Source organism: uncultured Caulobacter sp., from assembly GCF_947036865.1.
GTDB lineage: Bacteria > Pseudomonadota > Alphaproteobacteria > Caulobacterales > Caulobacteraceae > Caulobacter.
Genome location: NZ_CAMQSF010000033.1, coordinates 17,685 through 41,038, shown reverse-complemented (window position 1 = coordinate 41,038; position 23,354 = coordinate 17,685). Strand labels below are relative to the sequence as shown.

At 69.6% G+C, this 23,354-nt stretch carries 17 protein-coding genes and 1 pseudogene; 6 read left to right on the top strand and 12 right to left on the bottom strand.

Going from position 1 to position 23,354, the window contains the following annotated elements; translation table 11 throughout:
* Positions 1-41: 41 nt before the first annotated feature.
* A complete protein-coding gene (locus tag Q0V34_RS15800; RefSeq protein ID WP_297513607.1) occupies positions 42-707 on the bottom strand; it encodes a tyrosine-protein phosphatase in 666 nt (221 codons plus the stop codon).
* A gap of 154 nt (positions 708-861) precedes the next feature.
* Between Q0V34_RS15800 and Q0V34_RS15795 the strand changes: the two genes are divergently transcribed.
* From Q0V34_RS15795 to lpxK, 5 genes are read left to right on the top strand one after another with little or no spacing between them, the layout of a single operon-like run.
* Positions 862-2,685 carry an ABC transporter ATP-binding protein gene (locus tag Q0V34_RS15795; RefSeq protein ID WP_297513604.1) on the top strand — a complete coding sequence of 608 codons (1,824 nt, stop codon included), beginning with the start codon at positions 862-864 and terminating at the stop codon, positions 2,683-2,685.
* Positions 2,682-3,383, top strand: a complete 702-nt coding sequence (locus Q0V34_RS15790) for a lysophospholipid acyltransferase family protein (protein ID WP_297513601.1) — start codon at positions 2,682-2,684, stop codon at positions 3,381-3,383. The genes Q0V34_RS15795 and Q0V34_RS15790 overlap by 4 nt, the downstream gene beginning before the upstream one ends.
* Positions 3,384-3,413: 30 nt before the next feature.
* Positions 3,414-4,406, top strand: coding sequence for a cation diffusion facilitator family transporter (locus tag Q0V34_RS15785; protein WP_297513598.1), 993 nt, complete (start codon positions 3,414-3,416; stop codon positions 4,404-4,406).
* Complete coding sequence (locus Q0V34_RS15780; protein ID WP_297513613.1) at positions 4,376-5,665, top strand: 3-deoxy-D-manno-octulosonic acid transferase; 1,290 nt, start codon at positions 4,376-4,378, stop codon at positions 5,663-5,665. The genes Q0V34_RS15785 and Q0V34_RS15780 overlap by 31 nt, the downstream gene beginning before the upstream one ends.
* The gene (gene lpxK, locus Q0V34_RS15775; protein WP_297513595.1) at positions 5,662-6,669 is read left to right on the top strand and encodes a tetraacyldisaccharide 4'-kinase; all 1,008 of its coding nucleotides are present in this window, start codon (positions 5,662-5,664) and stop codon (positions 6,667-6,669) included. Before Q0V34_RS15780 ends, lpxK begins: the two co-directional genes overlap by 4 nt.
* A 109-nt stretch (positions 6,670-6,778) precedes the next feature.
* Here the strand turns inward: lpxK and Q0V34_RS15770 are convergent, their stop codons facing one another.
* The 11 genes and pseudogenes from Q0V34_RS15770 to Q0V34_RS15720 form a co-directional block, all read right to left on the bottom strand.
* Positions 6,779-8,065: an amidohydrolase family protein gene (locus tag Q0V34_RS15770; protein ID WP_297513592.1), complete on the bottom strand. Its 1,287-nt coding sequence runs from the start codon at positions 8,063-8,065 to the stop codon at positions 6,779-6,781.
* An 8-nt stretch (positions 8,066-8,073) separates the two neighbouring features.
* Positions 8,074-9,156, bottom strand: coding sequence for a phosphotransferase family protein (locus Q0V34_RS15765; protein ID WP_297513590.1), 1,083 nt, complete (start codon positions 9,154-9,156; stop codon positions 8,074-8,076).
* Positions 9,157-9,224: 68 nt separating this feature from the next.
* Positions 9,225-9,333: pseudogene (locus Q0V34_RS15760) on the bottom strand (hypothetical protein); the annotation flags it as partial.
* Positions 9,334-9,342: 9 nt separating this feature from the next.
* Positions 9,343-10,623, bottom strand: coding sequence for a phosphoribosylamine--glycine ligase (purD, locus tag Q0V34_RS15755; RefSeq protein WP_297513588.1), 1,281 nt, complete (start codon positions 10,621-10,623; stop codon positions 9,343-9,345).
* Between the two features lie 60 nt (positions 10,624-10,683).
* On the bottom strand, positions 10,684-12,600 hold the full coding sequence (locus Q0V34_RS15750; protein ID WP_297513586.1) for a methyl-accepting chemotaxis protein: 1,917 nt from the start codon (positions 12,598-12,600) through the stop codon (positions 10,684-10,686).
* Positions 12,601-13,069: 469 nt separating this feature from the next.
* Positions 13,070-13,762, bottom strand: a complete 693-nt coding sequence (phoB, locus tag Q0V34_RS15745; protein WP_297513583.1) for a phosphate regulon transcriptional regulator PhoB — start codon at positions 13,760-13,762, stop codon at positions 13,070-13,072.
* A gap of 20 nt (positions 13,763-13,782) precedes the next feature.
* The gene (gene phoU / locus Q0V34_RS15740) at positions 13,783-14,475 is read right to left on the bottom strand and encodes a phosphate signaling complex protein PhoU (RefSeq protein WP_297513580.1); all 693 of its coding nucleotides are present in this window, start codon (positions 14,473-14,475) and stop codon (positions 13,783-13,785) included.
* A gap of 16 nt (positions 14,476-14,491) precedes the next feature.
* Complete coding sequence (gene pstB / locus Q0V34_RS15735) at positions 14,492-15,328, bottom strand: phosphate ABC transporter ATP-binding protein PstB (RefSeq protein WP_297513610.1); 837 nt, start codon at positions 15,326-15,328, stop codon at positions 14,492-14,494.
* Between the two features lie 53 nt (positions 15,329-15,381).
* Positions 15,382-16,677: a phosphate ABC transporter permease PstA gene (gene pstA / locus Q0V34_RS15730; protein WP_297513577.1), complete on the bottom strand. Its 1,296-nt coding sequence runs from the start codon at positions 16,675-16,677 to the stop codon at positions 15,382-15,384.
* Positions 16,670-18,103 carry a phosphate ABC transporter permease subunit PstC gene (gene pstC / locus Q0V34_RS15725; protein WP_297513575.1) on the bottom strand — a complete coding sequence of 478 codons (1,434 nt, stop codon included), beginning with the start codon at positions 18,101-18,103 and terminating at the stop codon, positions 16,670-16,672. The genes pstA and pstC overlap by 8 nt, the downstream gene beginning before the upstream one ends.
* A 172-nt stretch (positions 18,104-18,275) precedes the next feature.
* Complete coding sequence (locus tag Q0V34_RS15720) at positions 18,276-19,688, bottom strand: ATP-binding protein (RefSeq protein WP_297513572.1); 1,413 nt, start codon at positions 19,686-19,688, stop codon at positions 18,276-18,278.
* A gap of 173 nt (positions 19,689-19,861) precedes the next feature.
* On the opposite strand from Q0V34_RS15720, the gene Q0V34_RS15715 reads away from it, so the two are divergent.
* On the top strand, positions 19,862-23,107 hold the full coding sequence (locus tag Q0V34_RS15715) for an autotransporter outer membrane beta-barrel domain-containing protein (protein ID WP_297513569.1): 3,246 nt from the start codon (positions 19,862-19,864) through the stop codon (positions 23,105-23,107).
* Positions 23,108-23,354 lie beyond the last annotated feature (247 nt).

Below are 23,354 nucleotides of genomic sequence, written 5' to 3'. Positions count from 1 at the left end.
CTCAGTCGGCTTCGCCGACAGCTCCCCCAGAGGGGGAGCAGCTACTCCCGCCGCAGAATCCTGTCCGTCAGCACCTTGCCCAGCATCCCGGCCCGGAAGGTCTTCTTCATCGCCACCGGGTCGTAGTCGTCGCTCTCGACCCAGTCGGTGAAACTCAGGCCCTTGGGCTCGCCGCGCTCCAGATACTGCTCAAACACATAGTCCAGCACGCCGGTGTTGCCGTGCTTGATGTGCAGGTAGCGGGGGGAGAGCTGCTTGATCGCCTCGCGGATCGGCTGGCCCAGGCGGTAGTGGGCGTAGAAGACGCTCATGATCCCGGCCCGATCCGCGCCGGATTTGCAGTGCATCAGGGCCGGATATTCGATCGTCTCGAACAGTTCCTTCGCGCCCCGCACCCGCTCGCGGATCGGGACCTCGCGCGAGGTGATGGTGAAGTCGACGAAGTTGAGGCCCAGGCGCTCGCAGGCGTCCTTCTCCAGCGCGTAGAAGCGGCCGTCGAAGCCGCCGCGCAGGTTCACGACCGTCCTGATCCCCCGCTTCTTCCACCAGGCCAGCTGGAACGGCCAGGGCTGGTTGGCGCGGACCAGCTCCGGGCTGATCCAGTGGGCGTTCGAAAAGCCCAGGCGCAGATAGGCGTGGTCGTTCCACAGATAGTGGAGATAGGTCTTGAACCGGCCCCAGGGCGTGGTGAGGTCGAACTTGGCCAAGCGGGCGCGATCCTTCGGAAAGTCCGCGACTAAGTAGGGTAGAGCGGCCCGAAAGGCAAAATCCCCGGGGGCTCGCCCAGATGGCGTCGCTTTTCGCGGGCACTGCGTCCCGCGCGTCCTTGACAGCCCCGTCGTGAAATCCGACCCCTCGCCCATGACGTCGCCGGCCCCTCCGCAGCCCTCGAACCGCGCCCTGATGGGCCGGATGTGGCGGGAGTTCCTGCGTCCGCGCTGGAAGGGCTTCCTGGTCTCGATGATCAGCGCCGTGGTCGTGGCGCGGCTGACCGTGATGCTGGGCGAATATGTCGAGCCCGCCGTCGACAAGCTGATCGCCCATCCCCAGCCCGGCGCCCTGGTGTGGGTTCCGCTGACCATCGCCGCCCTGGCCGTGGCGCGCGGCGTCTTCCAGGTGATCCAGGCCAGCCTGATCAACCGCATCGGCAACGGCGTCGTCGGCGACATGCAGACGCGCCTGTTCGGCCGGCTGATCCGCGCCGACCTGGCCCGCCTGCGCGGCGCGCATTCCGGCTCCTACGTCTCGTCGGTGCTGTACGACGCCGGCCTGATCCGCGAGGCGGCGACCACCGGGGTGATCAACTATGTCCGCGAGGGCCTGACCGTCGCCATCACCCTGTGGGCCCTGCTGAGGAGCGACCCGATCCTGGCGGCCGGCGTCCTGACCATCGTGCCCGGCGTCAGCGGCGTGATCCGCCACTTCTCCAAGCGCACGACCAAGGCCGCCAAGGGCGCGATGGGCGAGACCTCGAACCTCTCGACCGCGATCATGGAGAGCCTGGACGGGGTCAAGATCGTCAAGATGGAGAACCGCGAGGCCTATGAGGAGGCCCGCGTCGCCGCCGTGGTCGAGCGCCGCCAGCGCCACCTGATCAAGGGCAGCAACGCCCGCGCCATGGCCGCCCCGGCCACGGAGCTGTTCTCGCAGCTCGTGATCGCCGCGGTCTTCGCCTATGCCGGCTGGCGGGCGATCACCGGCGCTCTCGTGGTCGGGCCGTTCACCCTGGCGCCGATCACCGCCGGCGGCTTCCTGAAGTTCGTGATCCTGCTGGGCATCGCCGCCCAGTCGCTGCGCCAGGTGGCCAATCTGCAGACCGTGTTCAGCGAGGGCCTGACCGCCGCGCGCCGGCTGTTCGAGGCGCTGGACGTCGCCCCGGTGATCGTCGACCCGGCCGACGCCAAGGCCCTGCCGGCCGGCGACGGCGCGATCGCCCTGGAGGGCGTCACCTTCTCGTACGGGGCCGACATTCCCGCCCTCTCGGATGTCTCGATCGCGGCGCGCAAGGGCGAGACCGTCGCCCTGGTCGGCCCGTCCGGCGGCGGCAAGAGCTCGATCCTCAGCCTGATCCCGCGCTTCTACGACGTGACCGGCGGGGCGGTGACGATCGACGGCCACGACGTGCGGTCGGTGACCCTGGCGAGCTTGCGCGACCGGATCGCCCTGGTCACCCAGGAGCCGTTCCTGTTCGACGACACCATCCGCGCCAACATCGCCTATGCCCGCCCCGGCGCCAGCCAGCTGGAGATCGAGGCCGCCGCGCGCCAGGCCGCGGCCCACGACTTCATCCAGGACCTGCCCGAAGGCTACGACACGGTGGTCGGCGAGGCCGGCGCGCGGCTGTCCGGCGGCCAGCGCCAACGCATCGCCATCGCCCGCGCCTTCCTGAAGGACGCCCCGATCCTCTTGCTGGACGAGGCCACCAGCGCGCTCGACACCGAAAGCGAGGCCCAGGTCCAGGCGGCGCTGGAGCGGCTGATGGCCGGCCGCGCCACGATCCTGATCGCCCACCGACTGTCGACCGTGAAGAACGCCGACCGGATCTATGTCATCGACAAGGGCCGCGTGGTCGAGACTGGGACGCACGCCGAGTTGGCGCGCGCCGGCGGCCTCTACGCGCGCCTGGCCAAGGCCCAGGACCTGGACCGCGCGCCCGAGGCGTCCGCCGTGGAGACTGGCGCTTGAGGCCCTTGCGTTCCCCGTTCGTGATCTGGCTGCTGTCTTCGATCTTCGCCGGCTATTCCAAGCTGGTGTTCCGCACCCTGCGGATGACCGTCGAGGGCGCCGAGCAGGCCGAGGCGGTCTGGGCGCGAGGGCGCGAGACCGGCGTCGGGGCGATCCTGTGCTTCTGGCACTCGCGCATTCCGATGTCGCCGCTCAGCTGGCCGCAGGACCTGTCGCGCCGCCAGGACATGCGCGCCCTGATCTCGCGCTCCAGCGACGGCGAGTTCATCGCCCGCACGGTCGAGAAGCTGGGTTTTCCGTCGATCCGCGGCTCCTCGGCCAAGAAGACGGACCTGGCCAAGAACAAGCACGGCGAGCAGGCCTTCCGCGACATGGTCAAGTGGGTCAAGGACGGCGGCGGCGTCGCCATCACGCCCGATGGTCCACGCGGCCCGGCCGAGCACATGGAGAAGGGCACGCCGTCGCTGGCCCGCGTTACCGGCGCCCCGGTGATCTTCGTCGGCCTGGCCGCCAAGCCCTGCATCCGACTGGGCTCGTGGGACCGGACCGTCGTGCCCCTGCCCTTCGCCAAGGCGGCGATGGTCTATGACGGTCCGACCGGCGCGGGACGCGGCGACGACCCCGACCAGCTGGTCGAGGATTGGGCGGGCCGCCTCTCCGCCGTCACCCGCCGCGCCGAGGCGCTGGTGCAAGATTGATCCCTTACGCCCTTGGTGGGATGTAGAGCCATGCCGCACGATCACAGCCACGCCCACGACGATCACCACGACCATGATCACCACGATCACGGCCACGCGCACGGTCATGGCCATCACCACCATGGTCACGGCCATAGCCACGCACCCAAGGACTTCGGCCGCGCCTTCGCCATCGGCACGGCGCTGAACCTGGGCTTCGTGGTCGTCGAGGCCGTCGCGGGCCTGATGACCCACTCGCTGGCCCTGCTGGCCGACGCCGGTCACAACCTGTCGGACGTGCTGGGCCTGCTGCTGGCCTGGGGCGCGGCGGTGCTGGCCAAGCGCGCCCCCAGCGCCCGCCGCACCTATGGCCTGCGCAAGGGTACGATCCTGGCCTCGCTGGCCAACGCCGCCCTGCTGCTGATCGCCGTCGGCGCCATCGCCTGGGAGGCCGTCCGCCGCTTCGCCACGCCCGAGCCGATCCAGACCGGCCCGGTGATGATCGTCGCCGCCGTCGGCATCGCCATCAACACCGCGACCGCCCTGATGTTCATGAAGGGGGGCGAGGACGACCTGAACGTCCGGGGCGCCTTCCTGCACATGGCCGCCGACGCCGGCGTGTCGGCCGGGGTCGTGGTCGCCGCCTTCGCCATGAGCCTCACGGGCTGGCTGTGGCTGGACCCCGTGGTCAGCCTGGCCATCATCATCGTCATCGTGCTGGGCACCTGGGGCCTGCTGCGCGACTCGCTGGACATGGCCCTGGACGCCGCGCCCCGGAACGTCGATCCCGGCAAGGTCCGCGCCTGGCTGGCCGCCCGGCCGGGCGTCACCGAGGTCCACGACCTGCACATCTGGGCGATGAGCACCACCGAGACCGCCCTGACCGCCCACGTCGTCCGCGCGCTGGACGCCACCCACGACCAGTTCCTGAACGACGCCTGCGCGGAGCTGGCCAGCAAGTTCAACATCGGCCACGTCACCATCCAGGTCGAGACCCACCATGGCGCCCACGGCTGCCGCCTGGCGCCGGAAGGCGTGGTGTGATCCGGCCCGGCGCGCTCAAGCTCTATCGCGCGGCCACGGGCCTGCTCGAACCGTTCGCCCCGGCGCTGCTCGAGGGCCGGGCCCGGAAGGGCAAGGAGGATTCCGCCCGCCTCGCCGAACGCCTGGCCCGCGCCGAGGTCGCGCGCCCCGACGGCCCGCTGGTCTGGCTGCACGGCGCCAGCGTCGGCGAGAGCCTGTCGATCCTGCCGCTGGTCGAGCGGCTGAGGTCCGAGCGGCCGGAGGTCGCGGTGCTGGTCACCTCGGGCACCACGACCTCGGCGGCGCTGCTGGCCCAGCGCCTGCCGGCCGGAGCGATCCATCAGTACGTCCCGGTCGACGCGCCCGGCGCGGCGCGGCGGTTCATCGCCCGCTGGAAACCCTCGCTCGCGGTGTTCGTCGAGAGCGAGCTGTGGCCCAACCTCTTGCTGGAGGCTAAGGCCGCCGGGACGCGTCTGGCCCTCGTCTCGGCCAAGCTGTCGGATCGCAGTTTCGCCAGCTGGCGCCGGCGGCCTGACGCCGCCCGCCAGCTGCTGGGGAGTTTCGACCTGATCCTGGCGCAGGACGCCCGCGCCGCCGAACGCTTCGCGGCCCTGGGCGGAGTCGTCGCCGGCGAGGCCGACCTGAAGTTCGGCGCCGCGCCACCGCCGGTCGATGGGGCTGAACTAAGCGCCCTGCGCAGTCGCTTCTCGCGAGCGCCGCTGCTGATCGCCAGCACCCACCTCGGCGAAGACGAGATCGCGCTGGACGCCGTCGCCGCCCTGCCCGACCGGCCGCCGGTGATCCTGGCGCCGCGCCATGTCGAGCGGGGGCCTTCGATCGTCGCGCTCGCCCAGGCGCGCGGCCTGACCGCGACACTGCGCAGCCGGGCGCCGGAAGCAATGGCGGATGTCGTCGTCGCCGACACCTTGGGCGAGATGGGTCTCTGGTTCCGCCTGGCGGGGACGGCCGTCATCGCCGGCAGTCTGGTCCCGAACATCGGCGGCCACAATCCGCTGGAGGCCGCGCGCCTCGACTGTCCGGCGATCAGCGGTCCGTTCGTCGACAACTGGGCCGCCGCCTATGAGGGCCTGAGGGCGGCCGGAGGCGTCGTGCTGACCTCGCCTGACGACCTGAGCGGCGCGATCGCCGCCGATCTCGCCGATCCGGCCGCCGCCCACGCCCGCGCCGGCCGCGCCCGCGCCTTCGTCGACGCCCGCGACGCCGAGGCGCGCGCGGGCCTGTCCCGCATCCTCGAGCTCGTTCCCCAGATAGCCTCATGAAACTCGGCACGCCCCGCTGGTGGTACGTGAAGAGCGGCGGCCCCGCGCCGCTGACCCGCGCCCTGTTGACGCCCCTCTCCTGGATCTGGGCCGACGCCACGCGGCGGCGCATCGCGCGGGCGACCCCAGCCATCGTCGGCGCGCCGGTGATCTGCGTCGGCAATGTCACCGTGGGCGGCGCGGGCAAGACGCCGATCGTCCGCGAGCTGCTGCTGATCCTGACCCGCCGGGGCGTGGCGGCCCACGGCCTGTCGCGCGGCTATGGCGGCAAGCTGAAGGGGCCGGTTCAGGTCGATCCGGCGCGGCACACCGCCGCCGACGTCGGCGACGAGCCGCTGATGCTGGCCCAGGACTTTCCGATGTGGGTGGCGGTCGACCGCGTCGCCGGCGCCAAGGCGGCGGTGAGCGGCGGCGCCCAGGCGATCGTCATGGACGACGGCCACCAGAACCCGACCGTGCGCAAGGCGCTGTCGCTGGTGGTGGTGGACGGCGAGACGCGCGGCGGCGAATGGCCGTTCGGCGATGGCCGCGTCTTCCCCGCCGGCCCGATGCGCGAGCCGCTGAAGGTGGGCCTGGCCCGCGCCGACGCGGTGATCGTGCTGCTGCCGGTCGATGTCGAGCAGCCGGACTTCGACCTGCTGGTCTCGCTGGGCGACACGCCGGTCCTGGTCGCGCGCCTGGAGGCCGCCGCCCCGGTTCCGAAGGGACCGCAGGTCGGCTTCGCCGGCATCGGCAAGCCCTGGAAGGTCGAGAAGGCCCTGACCGCCGCCGGCTGCCAGCTGGTGGACTTCGCCCCGTTCCCCGACCACGGCGCCTATGACGAGCCGACGCTGAGGATGCTGGCCGATCGGGCGGCGGTCTACGACGCCGGCCTCGTCACCACCGAGAAGGACTGGGTCCGCCTGCCCCCCGCCTGGCGCGAGAAGGTCACGCCCTGGCCGGTCCGCGCGCGCTTCGACGACGAGGCGGCGGTGGAGGAACTGCTGGCGAAGGCAGGGCTGTAGATCCTCCCCCTAGCGGGGGAGGAGGCCGAAGGCCGGAGGGGGAAGTCCCGCGGGGCCTGCCTCTACCCCTCAGTCGGCTTCGCCCACAGCTCCCCCAAAGGGGGAGCAGCTACTTATAAACCACCCCGCCCTTGATCACCGAAGTCACGTGCTGGAGCACGGTGACGTCCCTGAGCGGGTTGCCCTTGACCGCGATCAGGTCGGCGGCCTTGCCCGGCGCCAGGCTGCCGATCTCGCTGGACAGCGAGAAGTGGTCGGCGGCGTTGACGGTGGCGGTCTGGATCGCTTCCAGCGGTGTGAGCCCCGCCTTGACCAGCAGGGCGAACTCGCCGGCGTTGTCGCCGTGGGCCGAGACGCCGGTGTCGGTGCCGAAGGCGATCTTGACGCCGCCCTCGTGCGCGCGACGCGCCATGGCGAGCATCTTGGGACCAGCCTCCAGCGCCTTGGCGGTCTGGGCCGGGGTCAGGAAGTTGTTCGGGCCAGAGGCGATCCGATAGACGAAATCGCCGGCCATCAGGGTCGGGACCAGATAGGCGCCGCTCTTCTTGAAGAGCGCGATGCTCTCGGCGTCGAGATAGGTGCCGTGCTCGATCGAGTCGCCGCCGGCCTTCAGGAAGCTGTTGATGCCGTCGACGCCGTGGGCGTGGGCGGTGACCTTGCGGCCCATGCGGTGGGCGGCGTCGACGATGGCCTTCAGCTCCTCGTCCGAGAACTGTTGGGCCAGGCCCGCGCTGGTGTTGGAGAGCACCCCGCCGGTGGCGGTGATCTTGATGATGTCCGCGCCGTGCCAGACCTGCTCGCGCACGGCCCGGCGGCAGTCGTCGGCGCCCGAGCAGACCGAGGTCGGGCGCAGCACGTGCATGACCTCGTCGCTGAAGCCGTTGACGTCGCCGTGGCCGCCGTGGATCGACACCGCCGAGCCCGCGGCGATGATGCGGGGCCCAGGGACATCGCCGCGCTTGATCCCGTCGCGCAGGGCGAAGATCGCCTGGTTGTCGGCGCCCAGGTCGGCCACCGTGGTGAAGCCGGCCATCAGGGTCTTGCGGGCGAAGCCGGCGCCGACCATCGCCTGGTCGGCCGAGGACTGGGTCACCTCGTCGAGGCGCGAGGTCGGGCCTTGCTGACCGGTCAGGTGCACGTGGCTGTCGATCAGGCCGGGCAGAACGAAGCTGTCCTTCAGGTCCACGACCTTGCCGCCCTTCTCGGCGACATAGCCGTCGACGATGCGGCTGACCTTGCCGTTCTCCAGCACCAGGGTCTTGGCGGTCTCGACCTTGCCGGTCGAGGGATCGGCCAGCAGCTTGCCGGCCTGGACGAACACGGTCTCGGCCGCCGCGGCGCCGCCCAGCGCGCCAGCCGCGGCCAGGGCGCAGACGCCCGCCAGCAATCCCCTCATATGACCCCTCAGGCCCCCGCCTTCCGCGCGAACTCCCAAGCCCCCTTGGCCAGGACCGGCACGCGCGCCTCCATCAGCTGCGCATGGGCGCTGGCGGCGGTGCCGTCGCGGACGCGGCCGACGATGCCCTGGCAGATGCCGGCCAGTCTGAAGAGGTTGTAGCTGAAATACCAGTCCAGTTCCGGCAGGCCGTCGCGGCCGGTGGCCCGACAATAGCGCTCGACGGCCTGGGGAATGGTCGGGATGCCGTAGGCCTCCAGATCCTGGATCTCGGCGAGGCCGCCGCGCTGGTCGGACGGCATCACCCAGTTCATCAGGAAATAGCTGAAGTCGGCCAGCGGATTGCCCAGGGTCGACAGCTCCCAGTCCAGCACCGCCACCACGCGCGGCTCGGCAGCGTGCAGGATCATGTTGTCGAGGCGATAGTCGCCGTGAACGATCGAGGTCTGGTCGTCGGCCGGCACGGTCTTGGCCAGCCAGTCGATCAGCCGGTCCATCTCCGGGATCGTCGTCGTCTCCGAGGCCTTGTACTGCTTGGTCCAACGGTCGATCTGACGGGCGAAATAGTTGCCGGGCTTGCCGTAGTCGGAAAGGCCCACGGCGGCGTAGTCGACATTGTGCAGCGCCGCCAGGGTGTCGATCTCGGCCTCGTAGATCGCCCGCCGCTCGGCCGGGGCGTAGTCGGGCAGGGTCCCGTCCCACAGGATCCGGCCTTCGACATTGTCCATCACGTAGAAGATCGTGCCGATCACCTCCTCGTCCAGGCACAGGGCATAGGCCTTGGCGACGGGGAAGTTCACGGTGTTCAGGCTCGAAATGACCTTGAACTCGCGGTCGACCGCGTGGGCGCTGGGCAGCAGCTTGCCCGGCGGCTTGCGGCGCAGGACGTATTTCTTGCTCGGCGTGACCAGCTGATAGGTCGGGTTCGACTGGCCGCCCTTGAACTGGCGCACCTCCAGCGGACCGGCATAGCCCTCGACGTTCGCTTCCAGCCAGGCGGCTAGCTTGACCTCGTCGATCGCGTGACGCGGGTCGACCGGCTTGGTGCCCGAGTTCATGTCCTGAGCGGACTGTTCGGCGGCCTCGGCCATGCGCGCATCTCCCCAACGCTTGTTTGAACGGGGAGTTTAGAGGGCGTTACGGGAGGCGCAAGCGGTGTTGCGTCCTTCGAGGCGCGCTTAGGAGCGCGCACCTCAGGATGAGGTCGCCAGTGTGATGAGATCCTCATCCTGAGGTGTGAGCCGAAGGCGAGCCTCGAAGGACGCAATCCGCTTCGGCTATCGCGCCCGCAGCGCGCGCCAGCCGATGTCGCGGCGATAGAAGCCGCCTTCCAGCGAGATCCCGCCCAGCGCGGCGTAGGCCGCGTCGCGAGCCTCGCCCAGGGTCGCGCCCAGGGCGCAGACGTTCAGGACCCGGCCGCCCGAGGCGCGCAAGCTTCCCTCGGCGTCGCGGGTCGTGCCGGCGTGGAAGACCACGGCCGGCGCGACGGCGGCCTCGGCGCCGGTGATCAGACCGCCGGTCTTCGGCGCGTCGGGATAGCCCTCGGCGGCCAGCACCACGCAGATCGCCGCCTCGTCGCGCCACGTCGGCGGCTGGGCGGCGGCGAGCTCGCCCTTGGCGGCCGCCAGCAGCAGCGGGACGATGTCGCTCTCCAGCCGCAGCATCAGGGTCTGGCACTCCGGATCGCCGAAGCGGGCGTTGTATTCGACGAGCTTCGGTCCCGCCGGCGTCAGCATCAGGCCGGCATAGAGCACGCCCACATAGGGATTGCCCTCGGCCGCCATGCCCTCGACGGTGGGGACGATCAGTTCGCGCCAGGCCTGGTCGATCAGGGCCGGCGTCAATACGGGCGGCGGCGAATAGGTGCCCATGCCGCCGGTATTGGGGCCCTCGTCGCCGTCATGGGCGCGCTTGTGGTCCTGGGCCGCGCCGAACAGAACGGCGGTCTTGCCGTCGCAGATCGCGAAGAGGGACGCCTCCTCGCCGTGCATGAACTCCTCGATCACCACGCGCGCGCCGGCCGAGCCGAAGCGGCCGCCCAGCATGTCGAGCACCGCGGCGTCGGCCTGGGCCCGATCGGCGGCGATCACCACGCCCTTGCCGGCCGCCAGGCCATCGGCCTTGATCACGAAGGGAGCCTCCAGCGTGTCGAGGAAGACGCTGGCCGAGGCGGCATCCTCGAACACGCCATAGGCCGCCGTCGGCAGGCCGTGGCGGGCGCAGAAGTCCTTGGTGAAGGCCTTGGAGGTCTCCAGCCGGGCGGCGCGCTGGCTGCCGCCGAAACAGGGAATACCGACCTCGGCGAGGTTGTCGGCGAGCCCGACCTCCAGGGCCGACTCCGGGCCGACCACCACGAGGTCGGCGCCGATCTCCCGGGCCAAGGCCGTCAGCCCGTCCGCGTCCGTGGCCTTGACGTTCCGAAGCTCGGCGACGGCGGCGATCCCCGGATTGCCGGGCGCGGCGACCAGCCGGCCGCACAGCGGCGACTGGGCGATCTTCCAGGCCAGGGCGTGCTCACGCCCGCCGGACCCGACGAGCAGGATGGTCAGCTTTTCCATGAGCGCGGGGTGTGGCGTGGGCGACGGCGCGGGTCAAGGCCGGACCCGCGCCGCGCCGTCTCAGGCGGCGTAGTCCTTGAAGTTGGCGTCGTCCGCGTCCGGGCCGCCTTGGGTCATGTCCAGGGCGAAGCCCTTGGCGCGGGCCTGCTGGGCCGCGACGGAAGTCCGGCTCGCCGACTTGGCGGCGACGGCCTTCTTGGCGGGCCGGGCCGAAGCCTTGGACACCGGCCGCGCCGCCACGGGGGCGTCGACCCCGTCGATGCGGAAGAAGGCGATGGAGGTCCGCAGCTCCTCGGCCTGGGCGGCCAGTTCCTCGGACGTCGCCGACATCTGCTCGGAGCCGGCCGCGTTCTGCTGGGTCACCTGATCCAGCTGCTGCAGGGCCTGGTTGATCTGGGCGGCGCCGACGTCCTGCTCGCGGCAGGCGGCGCTGATCTCGGCGACCAGCTCGGCGGTCTTGCGGATATCCGGCACGAGCGAGGTCAGCATGTCGCCGGCTGACTGGGCCGCCTTCACCGTATCGGACGAGACCGCGCCGATCTCGGCGGCGGCGGCCTGGCTGCGCTCGGCCAGCTTGCGCACCTCGGACGCCACGACCGCGAAGCCGCGGCCATGCTCGCCGGCTCGAGCCGCCTCGACGGCCGCGTTCAGGGCCAGAAGGTCGGTCTGGCGGGCGATCTCCTGCACGATGGTGATCTTCTCGGCGATGGTTCGCATGGCCTCGACAGCCGTGGCGACCGCCTTGCCCGAGGCCTCGGCGTCCTGGGCGGACTGACGAGCGATCTTTTCGGTCTGGGCCGCGTTGTCGGCGTTCTGTTTGATATTGGCGGCCATCTCCTCCATCGAGGCCGAGGCCTCTTCTGCCGAGGCGGCCTGTTCGGTCGCGCCCTGGCTGACCTGTTCGGCGGCCGAGGACAGCTCCTGGCTTCCGTCGGAGACGTTTTCGGAGGCGATCAGGGCGTCCGACACCACGCCGCGCAGGCGGGCGATCATCCGTTCCAGCGCCAGGCCCATCACGTCCTTGTCCGACAGGGGCTTGGCCTCGACCGTCAGGTCGCCGTCCGACACCTTGTCGGCCAGGGTCGCCGTCTGACGGAGGTTGCTCACCATGCCCCGTAGGGACTTGCCCAGGACGTCCTTGTCCGACAGCGGCGTGATCTCGACGCTCAGGTCGCCCATGGCCACCTGGTCGGCCAGACTGGCCGTGGCGCGGAGATTGGCGGTCATGCGGTTGACCGTGTCGACCAGGTCCTTGATCTCGTCATTGGTCGTGACCGTCACGGCCTGATCCAGGTCGCCCTTGGCCACGGCTTCGGCCAGGTCGCCGACCTTGGCGAAGCCGCGCGCGATGGTCCGCGCGACCCAGACCCCGGCCCCGGCGGCCAGCAACACCGAAAGGCCGATCACGCCCATCAAGGTGTTGCGGGAGTTGGCGTAGGTGCGATCGCCCTCGGCGATGGCGGCGTCCAGGAGCTTCTGGTTGACCTCCGTCAGGGCCTCGACCGTCGCGGTGATGCGATTGGTGATCTGACGCTGCGTGGTCCGCATCTGCAGGATCGCCTGATCGCGACGACCCTCCATCAGATCGCGGCGCATGGCCTCGTCGATTTCGGCGAAAGCCGCCCACTCCCCGGCCAGGGCTTCCCACTTCGGCTTGCCGCTGGGCGAGGCATGGGAAAGACCCGCCTCCAGCAGGGTGGCGACCTTCTGCTTGTTGTCGACGGCCTTGGCGTTCTGGCTCTTCAGCTCGTCGGCGTCGTCGGCCAGAGCCATGTTCTTTTCGGCGCGCATCACCTGCAGCAGGGCCGTACTCAGGGCCTGACCGCGCTGGAGCTGCGCCACCGGCCCCGCGACCATGGCTTTCTGGTCCCGGTTAAGGTCGCCCAGTTGCCGGACGCCGAACAGGGTGGCGGCGGCCATCATCACAATGAGCGCCCCGAAGGTCAGGGCGAGTTTGAGCTTGATCGTCATGCGCATGGGAGGCTCCGGCCCGTTTCAGCCCTAGGAGAGAAAAGAAGAGAAAACCGAATGCCAAAATCGAGCCCATTGTTCATGGACACGAGTTCACAGCCACACAGTCACGCGAGTTTTATCCAACACTCGAATGTTTCCAGGGTCGGAGAAACATTCTCCGTAATTATACCTACGTAAACATCGCTGATGACGCGCGATCTAGACGCGGATCGGGCGACAGTTACGCAAATAATACTTGATGAGGTTCGGCCGCTGACGGTTAACGGCCCGTGAATCCATCAACTCACGAGATAGCGACATTCTGCCTCACCATCCTTGAGCGAAATCGTCGCACGGTCGCGAGAACGACTTGGCCGCGTCGCGACGCCCTGAAAACGCGAAGAACCGCGCGCCGACGGACGGCGCGCGGTCGAGCCCGCGGGCTTGGGTTTGGAGCGATTTTCTGACGTGGCGGACGCCCGTCCGCCTCGGCTCAGGCCGCGTCGAGGTCCAGCGAGTAGCCGGCCGAACGCACCGTGCGGATGGGGTCGCCATCGGCGCTGCCGTTCAGCGCCTTGCGCAGGCGGCCGATGTGGACGTCCACCGTGCGGGCCTCGACATAGACATCCGAACCCCAGACCGCGTCCAGCAGCTGCTCGCGGCTGAACACCCGGCCCGGGTGCTGCATCAGATAGTCGAGCAGGCGGAACTCGGTCGGACCCAGGTGGATCTCCTTGCCGCTGCGCTTCACGCGGTGAGCCACCCGGTCGATGACGATGTCGCCGACCGTGATCCGGTCGTCGGCCAGGCCCGGGCGAATGCGGCGCAGCACCGCGCGGACGCGGGCGGTCAGCTCGACCATCGAGAACGGCTTGACCACATAGTCGTCGGCCCCGGTGTCGAGGCCCCGGATGCGGTCGGTTTCCTCGCCGCGCGCGGTCAGCATGATGATCGGCACGTTGCGCGTCTCGGCCCGGCCGCGCAGGCGGCGGCAGACCTCGATGCCCGAGACCTTGGGCAGCATCCAGTCGAGGATGACCAGGTCCGGCGCCCGCTCATTGGCCATGATCAGCGCTTCCTCGCCGTCGCCGGCCACCGCGACGCGATAGCCTTCCTTGTCGAGGTTGTAGTGAAGGAGGGTCGCCAGAGCGTCTTCGTCTTCGACCACCAGAACGTACGGAGTCACTTGGATCGCCCTCTAGAAGGTTATTGCGGGACCGCGTCCAGTTTCGGACGCTGCGAAACCAGCTCTTCGCCGGTCAGTTCGAAATGGATGATCTCGGCGATGTTCGTGGCGTGGTCGCCGATGCGCTCGAGGTTCTTGGCCACGAACAGCAGGTGCGCGCAGGCGTTGATCGTCCGCGGGTCGCCCATCATGTAGGTCAGGAGCTCGCGGAAGATCGAGTTATAGTGCTCGTCGACCTCTTCGTCGCGGCTCCACACGCCCACGGCGCGCTGCAGGTCCGAGGTGGTGTAGGCGTCCAGCACGTCCTTCAGGCGGCTCTGCACCAGCCGGCCCATGCGCTCGATCGAGCGGGTCAGGGCCGTCATCGGGTCGGCCTCGGTCAGGATCAGCGCCCGCTTGGCGATGTTCTTGGCCATGTCGCCGCAGCGCTCGAGGCTCATCGAGATCTTCAGGGCGGCGACGGCGTGGCGCAGGTCCACGGCCATCGGCTGGCGCAGGGCGATCAGCCGGAAGGCCTTGCGCTCGATCTCGGCCTGCAGCGCGTCCAGGCGCTCGTCGCCAGCGACAACGGCCTGGGCCAGCGGGCCGTCGCGGCGGGCGATGGCGGCGATGCAGTCGGCCACCTGGGCCTCGGCCAGCCCGCCCATGCGGGTGACCTCGGCGGTCAGGTGGGCGAGCTCCTCGCCGTAGGACTTGACGGTATGTTCGGTCATTTCGAAGTCCTTCCGGCTAGCCGAAGCGGCCGGTGATGTAGTCCTGGGTGCGGCTGTCGCGCGGATTGGTGAACATGTCCTCGGTCGGGCCGCTCTCGACCAGCTTGCCGAGGTGGAAGAAGGCGGTGCGCTGCGACACGCGGGCGGCCTGGGCCATCGAGTGGGTGACGATGACGATGCAGAACTGCGTGCGCAGCTCGTCGATCAGCTCCTCGATCTTGGCCGTGGCGATCGGGTCGAGGGCCGAGCAGGGCTCGTCCATCAGGATCACCTCGGGGCTGACGGCGATGGCGCGGGCGATCACCAGACGCTGCTGCTGGCCGCCGGACAGGCCGGTGCCAGGCTGGTGCAGGCGGTCGGCGACCTCGTTCCAAAGGCCGGCCTTCTTCAGGCTGCTCTCGACGATGGCCTCCAGCTCGTCCTTGCGCGAGGCCAGGCCGTGGATGCGCGGGCCGTAGGCGACGTTCTCGAAGATGGTCTTGGGGAACGGGTTCGGCTTCTGGAACACCATGCCGACGCGCGAGCGCAGCACCACCGGGTCGACGCTCTTGGCGTTGACGTCGGCGCCGTCGATCTCGATCGCGCCCTCGACCCGGGCCGAGGGGATGGTGTCGTTCATCCGGTTGATGCAGCGCAGGAAGGTCGACTTGCCGCAGCCCGACGGGCCGATGAAGGCCATGACCGACTTGCCCGGGATATCCAGGCTGACGTCGAACAGGGCCTGCTTGTCGCCGTAGAAGACGTTGACGCCGCGCGCCTTGATCTTGGCCTCGCCGGCCGCGGCCGAGCCGATCGGCGCTGGGGCGTGGACCACCGGCGCGCGGGCGGTGTCGTCGGGGCTCTGGGCGGGCATGGCGTGTCCCTGGCGGAGGGGCGAGATGAGGGGGTTCAGGGTCATGGCGGGATCTACCAGCGGCGCTCGAAGCGGCGACGCAGAATGACGGCCGCGGCGTTCATGACGATCATGAAGGCCAGCAGGACGATGATGGCCGCGGCGGTGCGCTCGTGGAAGGCGCGCTCGGACGCGTTCTCCCAGATGAACACCTGCACGGGCAGGACGGTGGCGGCGCCGGTGAAGCCCTCGGGCACGCCGGGCACGAACGAGACCATGCCGATCATCAGCAGCGGCGCGGTCTCGCCCAGGGCGTGGGCCAGCGACAGGATCGCGCCGGTCATCACGCCGGGCATGGCCAGCGGCAGCACGTGGTGGAACACGGTCTGGGTCTTCGACGCGCCCACGCCCAGGGCGGCCTCGCGAATCGAGGGCGGCACGGCCTTCAGGGCCGAGCGGGTGGCGATGATCACGGTCGGCAGGGCCATCAGGGCCAGAACCAGGCCGCCGACCAGCGGCGAGCTGCGCGGCACGTGCAGCCAGTTGATGAACAAAGCCAGGCCGAGCAGGCCGTAGACGATCGACGGCACGGCCGCGAGGTTGTTGATGTTGACCTCGATGATGTCGGTCCAGCGGTTCTTCGGGGCGAACTCTTCCAGATAGGTGGCCGCCAGCACGCCGACCGGCACGGCGATCAGGGCGGTGATGAACAGCATCATGGCCGAGCCGACCACCGCGCCCAGCACGCCGGCCTGTTCGGGCTCGGTCGAGTCGGAATTGGTGAAGAAGGCCAGGTTGAAGCCGGACGAGATCGCCCCGTCCTTCTTCAGCTTGTCCAGCCAGTCCAGCTGCTGGTTGTCGAGCTTGCGGTCGCCCTCGGCGGTCGAGCGCTTGATGTCGCCCTTGAAGTAGAGGTCGGCGTCGGCCTTCAGCGGGCCGGTGACGGTGATCGTCTTGCCGATCAGCGACTTGTCGGCCTTGATCTTGTTCAGCAGCTGGAAGCCGAAGTCGCGCGACACCAGGTCCTGGACCTTGGTCGAGACCGTGCCGAAGTCATCGTCCTGCACGCCCAGCTTCTTCATCACCGCCTCGGAGACGATGTAGTCGTAATTGACGCCGGACAGGTCCGACGTGTCGATCCGCTCCGGGTTCAGATAGACCGGCAGGCTCAGGGTGTGGGTCTCGAAGGTGGTGTAGCCCTGGGCCACGATGCGGCCGACCAGCACCACCAGGAACACCAGGGCGACGACGATCGCGGCGACGCCCTGCGCCTTGAAGCGGCGCTCGGCGGCGTGGCGCTTCTTCAGGCGGGCGTCGGCGGCCGTCAGGGTCGCGCGCGGCCCGGCCGCGCCGAGGGTCGCGTCAGTCATATTGCTCTCGGTACTTCTGGACGATGCGCAGGGCGATGATGTTCAGCGTCAGGGTCACGACGAACAGCGTCAGACCCAGGCCGAAGGCCGACAGGGTCTTGGGGCTGTCGAACTCCTGGTCGCCCGTCAGCAAGGTGACGATCTGGACGGTGACGGTGGTCACGGTGTCCAGCGGATTGGCGGTCAGCTTGGCCTGCAGGCCGGCGGCCATGGTGACGATCATGGTCTCGCCGACGGCGCGCGACACGGCCAGCAGCATGGCGGCCATGATGCCCGGCAGGGCGGCGGGCAGGACGACCTTCTTGACCGTCTCGGACTTGGTCGCGCCCATGGCGTAGCTGCCGTCGCGCAGGCTCTGCGGCACGGCGTTGATGATGTCGTCCGACAGCGACGAGACGAACGGGATCAGCATGATGCCCATCACCACGCCGGCCACCAGGGCCATCTGGTTCTGGACTTCCATCAGATAGGTCGCCACCGGACCGGGCGGCAGGGCCGCGCCGAGGGCGTTGAAGCCGGCGCGGAACAGCGGACCCACCGTCAGGGCGGCGAAGAAGCCGTAGACCACGGTCGGCACGCCGGCCAGGATCTCCAGCAGCGGCTTGACCAAGCCGCGAACCGGGCGGCTGGCGTATTCCGACAGATAGATCGCCGAATAGAGGCCGACCGGCGCGGCGACCAGCATGGCGATGAACATGATCAGGAAGGTGCCGGCGAACAGCGGCACGGCCCCGAAGGCGCCCGACGAGGCGACCTGATCGGCGCGCATGGCGATCTGCGGGCTCCACTCGGTCCCGAACAGGAAGGCCAGCGGATTGACGCTGTGGAAGAAGCGCCAGCTCTCCCACACCAGCGACAGCACGATGCCGAGGGTGGTCAGCACGGCCGCGACCGAGCAGGCGATCAGCAGGACGCCGATCCAGCCCTCGACCCGGTTGCGGGCGCGGAACTCGGCGTTGATGCGCGGGATCGCGACCAGGAAGCCGGCCAGGGCCAGAACGCCGGCGGCGGCCAGCATGCCGAAGGTCCGCAGGGTCTGGAGCCGGCGCGCCTCGGCCACCTTGGCGTCCAGCGCGGTTTTCAGCTCGCCCTCATAGACCACCTCGGACGGCGAAGCCTTGGCGGCGATCGCCTGGGCGTCGCTGAAGAAGACGGTCTGGCGATCGGGCTCGAGCGCCTGGACGACGGCCGGCCGGTTGGCCTGCAGCATCGCGTCCTCGACCCGGCCGCCGAACATCGCGCCCAGCAGCAGGAGCAAGGCGGCCGGCACGCCCGCCCACAACGCGGCATAGGCGCCGTAATAGTCGGGCAGCGAGTGGAGGACGCGGGCGCGCCCCTCGGCGGCGGCCACGGCACGGCGGCGACCGGCGAGGAACGCCGCGCCCGAGAACAGCGCCAGGACGATGAGCGAAAGCCAGGTCAGCATACGTGTGAGGCTAATCTTGCGCGAGCTTGTCGAAGGTCTCGCAGGATCGCGCGCCTTCCCCGAGCCGATGTGCCAGCCCGTCGCCGCGCTTATGCGACAGCTTGATGACACTTTGACGACAAGGGTCGGTTAACGCTTGAGAAGCTTGGACTTCCGCTGTTCGCGGCGCGTGTCAGGCTTCGGCGGGAGCCCGTTGCACCGCCGGCGCCGGCGGTCCGACCTTGGCCATCGGCAGATAGACGCCGAACGTCGCGCCCTCGCCCTGCACGCTTTCGACGGTGAGGCCGCCGCGGTGGCGGTTCATGATGTGCTTGACGATGGCCAGACCCAGCCCAGTGCCCGAGCGCTCGCCGCTCTTCTGGCCCTCGACCCGATAGAAGCGCTCGGTCAGTCGCGGCAGATGCTCGCGGGCCAGGCCCGGCCCCTTGTCGGTGACCCGCAGCACCGCGTAGCGCTCGGCCGGATCGTGGTCCGGGGTCAGCAGCGACATCCGCGCCGCCGCTGGGTCGCGGGCCGCCGCCGCGGCCTCGGCGGGCAGGCCGGGGAAGATCTCGACCCGCACGACCCCGCCCTCGGGCGTGTACTTGATCGCGTTGTCGACCAGGTTCTGGATCACCTGGATGATCTGGTCGCGATCGCCGTCGACCACCGCCCCGCCGCGCGGCGGCAGCACCGGATCGAAGGTGACCGTCTTCTCGCGCGCCTGCGGCCCCAGGGCGTCGATGACGTCGATGGCGGCCATGGCCAGGTCCACGCGCCCGGCCGGGGCGATGTGCTCGTTCAGTTCGATGCGCGACAGACTCATCAGGTCGTCGATCAGCCGCGACATCCGCTCGGCCTGGGCCAGCATGATGCCCAGGAACTTGTCGCGGGCGCCCGGATCGTCCTTGGCGTGGCCGCGCAGGGTCTCGATGAAGCCCGACAGCGAGGCCAGAGGCGTGCGCAGCTCGTGGCTGGCGTTGGCCAGGAAGTCGGCGCGGGTGCGCTCGCTGCGGCGCGCGTCGGTCTCGTCGCGCAGGGCCAGCAGCGCCAGGCGCGAGCGGCCGGTCGAGGCCTCCTTCAGCGGGCGGACATAGGCCAGCCAGGCGCGCCCCTGGGCGCCGCCGGTCTCGAACTCGACCATCCCGTCGACGCCGCCGAACAGCGCCTCGTCCACCGCCTCCAGAACGCGCGGGTTGCGGACCGCCGTGACCAGCAGGCCGCCCTGCTGCTGGATCTTGAAGAGATCGCGGGCGGCCGAATTGGCGAACAGGAAGCGGCGGCCGGTCAGATCGTCGGCCTCCTCGGCGGCGATCACCATCAGGGGATCGGGCAGCCGGTCGAGAATGGCGATGTACGGCGCCTCTTCCTCGACGACGGCCGCGGGGGCCAGGGCCGCCGCCGGGCGCGCCGCCGGCCGCTCGGCCCGCCGCGTCGCCCAGATTCCCACGACCGCCGAGGCCACCGCCGCGGCCAGGGCCGGGGCGGGCTGGGCCACGCCCACCACCGCCAGGGCGAGAATCGCGCCCGGACCGATCATGATCGGCCAGGAGGCGCTCGCGCGGCGGCTTTCGCGACCGTCCGGGGGCAGGTTCGCCAGCGGCATATGAGGGCTCACCGATTCAAGCGAGAGGCGATTCGTCGATCCAGATATGGCGCCCCGCCAAGCCATGCGATAGACGGTTGACGCCTTAGGGCGCGTCACGAGCGAGAGTCACCGCAATTTCGCCGCATCGTGACCCGAACTAAGGGCGCCGGTTTCATGGGGTTTCGTTCGTAATGCAGCGCAAGGTCCTGGTCGCGACGGTCGCGGCCGCTCCTCTTCTGGCCATGGGTTTCGCCGCTCTGGCGGAAACCTCGGTCTCTTCCGCGCGCACGACGCCCATCGCCACCAGCACGGCCACGGGCTCGGCGGCGGACGATATCAAGATCACCAGCGACGGCTCGATCAAGCCGACGGCCGCGGGCGCGATCGTCACGATCGACAGCAACAACAAGGTGACCAACGCCGGGACCCTGTCGACGAACAATGTCGACGACAGCGTCGGCGTGCTGATCATCGGCGGCAAGACCGGCTCGCTGACCAACTCGGCCGCGATCTCGCTGTCCGAGGACTACACCCCGACCGACACGAACAACGACGGCAACCTGGATGGGCCCTTCGCCCAGGGCAAGAACCGGATCGGCGTGCGCCTGACGAACGCCGGAACCTTCACCGGCGACATCGTCAACGACGCCACCGGCACGATCACCGTCAAGGGCAACAACTCGGCCGGCGTGCTGATCGAAGGCCCGCTGACCGGCAATCTGAAGAACCTGGGCAACATCACCGTCACCGGGGACAACGCCTATGGCGTGCGCGTCACGGCCCCGGTCACCGGCGCCGTGACCATGGGCGGGGCGGTCAATGTCCAGGGCCTGAACGCCGTGGCCCAGGCCTATGACGCCTCGATCAACGGCCCCCTGGTCCTGCAGGGCTCGACCAGCGCCACCGGCTATCGCTACACCGCGCGCCCGAGCACGGTCGACGCCCTCAACAAGCTGGGCGCCGACGACCTGCTGCAGGGCGGTCCGACCGTGCGGGTGGCCGGCGATGTCAGCGGCGGCCTGCTGCTGCAGGGCGTCAACTATTCGACCAAGGTCGCGGCGGACGGCACGGTCACGACCACGACCGTCACTTCCAGCACGTCCGGCTCGTCCAGCATCAGCGCGTTCAGCGGGTCGCCGGCCTTGCAGATCGGCTCGGCCACGCGGAACGTCACCCTGGGCGCGGTCGGAACGGCCGACAACGCCTATGGCGTGGTCGCCAAGGGCGTGATCACCGCCTCGGGCGTCTATAACGGCGTGTCGTCCACGGCCGTCTCGATCGGCCAGGGCGGCGGCAACTCGACCACCCTGACCGGCGGCCTGCGCAATGACGGCCAGATCTCGGCGTCCAGCTACGAGGCCGGTTCGACCGGCCTGATCCTGAACAGCGGCGCGGTCGCCAACGAGATCGTCAACCGCGGCTCGATCGCCTCCAGCGCCGCGTCTTTCGCCGCGTCCGGCGTCACCGCCTCGGCGCGCGGCGTCGTGCTCGGCGCGGGCTCCAGCACCAGCGCGATCAACAACACCGGGACCATCTCGGCCACGCGCACCGGCGAGACCGGCGACGCGGTGGCGATCCTCGATCAGGCCGGCGCGCTGAAGACCATCACCAATACGGGCGTGATCCGGGCCACCGTGGGCGCCCCCGTCATCAAGCAGGACGGGACCGCCGCCACGGTGACCGCCGGCGGCCAGACGATCGCCCTGGATCTGCGGGCGAACAATTCCGGCGTCACCTTCACCCAGAAGGGCCAGACGGACTACGCCTCGACGACCACCTATCCGAGCGCCGACACCGTCAGCAGCGTCGACACCGTCACCACCTCGGTCGCGCCCTCGACGATCGGCGACGTCCTGTTCGGCGGCGGCAACGACACCCTGAACCTCTCCGGCGGCGCGTTGGTGGGCGCCCTGTCGTTCGGCGCGGGCCAGGACCGCTTCTCGGTCGACGGCGGCGGCACGTTCCTGGGCAAGCTGACCGACAGCGACGGGAAGCTGGACGTCTCGGTCATCAACGGCAGCGTCGGGATCACCAACGCCGAGACCATCAAGCTGACGAGCCTGAACCTGGGCTCGAAGGCCAAGCTGCTGTTCTCGGCGGACGGCGCGACGGGCGCGAACACCAAGCTGGTGGTCTCGGGCCCGACCACCCTGGCCACCGGCGCCGAGCTCGGCATCCGCCTGACCAACCTGGTCCAGCAGCCGACCAGCTTCCTGGTGATCCAGGGCTCGAACCTCAGCGTCGGCACGATCGGGACCGGCCTGCTGGCCGAGTCGCCCTATCTCTACGTGGCCACCAGCCGCGCCGACACCAACAATGTCTATATCGACGTCCGCCGCCGCAGCGCCGCCGAGATCGGCTTCAACCGCGCCGAGACCTCGGCCTATGACGCGGTGTTCGCGGCCCTGGGCAAGAACAGCAACATCGCCAACGCCGTCCTGGGTCAAAGCACGCGCGACGGCTTCCGCGACCTCTACGACCAGATGCTGCCCGACCAGGGCGAGGGCCTGTTCGCCGCCCTGCAGTCGGTCAACCAACAGGTCTCGTCGGCGACCCTGTTCCGTCCCGATCCGGGCGACCGCTACGGACCCGACAGCCTCTGGATTCAGGAAATCAACAACCTGACCCGCCGCGACACCGACAAGACCCTGGGCTCGGACACCCAGGCCTTCGGCTTCGTCGCCGGCTACGAGGCGATGGGCGACGCGGGCGGGGCTCTGGGCGTGACCCTGGCCTATGTCAGCATCGAAGAGCACGACTCGGTCGCCAAGGTCGGCGAGCAGACCACGGCCTCCTTCGTCCAGACGGGCGCCTACTGGCGGCGTTCGGTCGGCGGCTGGCGGTTCAACACCGGCGGCGGCGTGGGCTACGGCTTCTTCAACGGCGACCGCCGCTTCATCGCGCCGGACACCAACGGTGACGGCGTGGCCGACCTGGTCGTGAAGAACGCCGCCAACTGGAAGGGCCTGACGGCCAACGCCTTCGCCGGCGTCGCCTATGAGCAGAAGTTCGGCCGCTTCTTCGCGCGTCCCGAGGGCCGCCTGGACTATGTCTATCTGCGCGAAGGCAAGCGCGCCGAGAGCGGCGGCGGCGATGGCTTCGACCTGACGGTCGACAAGCGCAGCTCCAGCAATCTGAGCGGCGAGCTGGGCGTGGTGTTCGGCGCCGACTTCGGTCAGGCCGTCTGGTGGCGTCCCGAAGTGCGGGTCGGCTACCGCCAGACCCTGGCCGGCGACGTCGGCGACACGGTGGCGCGCTTCAAGGGCGGCAACCCCTTCACCCTGACCGCCATGAACGACAAGAACGGCGCGCTGACCGCCGGCTTCGCGATCCGCGCCGGCACGCCGATGTCCTATCTGGCGCTGGAAGGCGGCGTGGAGGCCACCAAGAAGCAGAAGCGCTACAACCTGCGTCTGGCCGGCCGGGCGATGTTCTAGAGCGTGATAGCCGAAAGTGTGAGCGGTTTCGGCGGCTATCACGCCCTAAATGTCTGAAAGCGAGCCTGTCTTCCGCAGCCAGCGGTTGAAAATAAGCCGTCGCGGTTCGCCGCGACGGCTTTTTCGTGCACGGAAACTTTACCGTTTCGGAACGAGATAGTTTCGAAGAATCAAGGCCTTGCCGCGACACTTCGCCGCGCCCGCAGAAAAACTCCAGGCCGGCTTTCCTAAACTCGATTCCGACGCT

Coding starts and splice junctions, on each gene's coding strand:
- pstA (WP_297513577.1), bottom strand. CDS start 16,677: ATGACTGACGCGACCCTCGGCGCGGCCGGGCCGCGCGCGACCCTGACG.
- purD (WP_297513588.1), bottom strand. CDS start 10,623: ATGGAAAAGCTGACCATCCTGCTCGTCGGGTCCGGCGGGCGTGAGCAC.
- Q0V34_RS15750 (WP_297513586.1), bottom strand. CDS start 12,600: ATGCGCATGACGATCAAGCTCAAACTCGCCCTGACCTTCGGGGCGCTC.
- Q0V34_RS15715 (WP_297513569.1), top strand. CDS start 19,862: ATGCAGCGCAAGGTCCTGGTCGCGACGGTCGCGGCCGCTCCTCTTCTG.
- Q0V34_RS15720 (WP_297513572.1), bottom strand. CDS start 19,688: ATGCCGCTGGCGAACCTGCCCCCGGACGGTCGCGAAAGCCGCCGCGCG.
- Q0V34_RS15770 (WP_297513592.1), bottom strand. CDS start 8,065: ATGAGGGGATTGCTGGCGGGCGTCTGCGCCCTGGCCGCGGCTGGCGCG.
- Q0V34_RS15795 (WP_297513604.1), top strand. CDS start 862: ATGACGTCGCCGGCCCCTCCGCAGCCCTCGAACCGCGCCCTGATGGGC.
- pstC (WP_297513575.1), bottom strand. CDS start 18,103: ATGCTGACCTGGCTTTCGCTCATCGTCCTGGCGCTGTTCTCGGGCGCG.
- phoU (WP_297513580.1), bottom strand. CDS start 14,475: ATGACCGAACATACCGTCAAGTCCTACGGCGAGGAGCTCGCCCACCTG.
- Q0V34_RS15785 (WP_297513598.1), top strand. CDS start 3,414: ATGCCGCACGATCACAGCCACGCCCACGACGATCACCACGACCATGAT.
- pstB (WP_297513610.1), bottom strand. CDS start 15,328: ATGCCCGCCCAGAGCCCCGACGACACCGCCCGCGCGCCGGTGGTCCAC.
- Q0V34_RS15765 (WP_297513590.1), bottom strand. CDS start 9,156: ATGGCCGAGGCCGCCGAACAGTCCGCTCAGGACATGAACTCGGGCACC.
- lpxK (WP_297513595.1), top strand. CDS start 5,662: ATGAAACTCGGCACGCCCCGCTGGTGGTACGTGAAGAGCGGCGGCCCC.